This is a genomic window from Streptomyces xanthophaeus (assembly GCF_000725805.1).
Classification (GTDB): domain Bacteria; phylum Actinomycetota; class Actinomycetes; order Streptomycetales; family Streptomycetaceae; genus Streptomyces; species Streptomyces xanthophaeus.
On sequence record NZ_JOFT01000124.1, the window covers coordinates 1 to 346 of the forward strand.

At 68.8% G+C, this 346-nt stretch carries 1 protein-coding gene; it reads left to right on the forward strand.

Annotated elements, in window-relative coordinates; all coding sequences use genetic code 11:
- The coding region (locus IO30_RS0129145; RefSeq protein WP_031147843.1) for a carbonic anhydrase at positions 1-346 on the forward strand (346 nt) is incomplete at both ends.

Consider the following 346-nt stretch of genomic DNA (forward strand, 5'->3'; position numbering starts at 1 on the left):
AGCGGGCCCGTTCCTTTCGACACCGCATCGCTCGCGAGAAGGAAATCTTCCGGAGCTTCGCGCTCGGGCAGAGCCCGGCAACGCTGTTCATCACCTGCTCGGACTCGCGGGTCGTGCCCACACTGATCACCGCGGCCGCGCCGGGCGAACTCTTCGAGCTGCGCAACGCCGGCAACATCGTGCCGCCCTACCGGCCGGGCTATCGGACGGGCGAAGCCGCCACCATCGAGTACGCGGTAGAGGTCCTGAAGGTCCGCGACATCATCGTGTGCGGGCACTCGCACTGCGGCGCGGTAGGGGCCGTGGCCCGTGGTGAGGACCTGACCCATCTGCCCAGCGTGGCGGA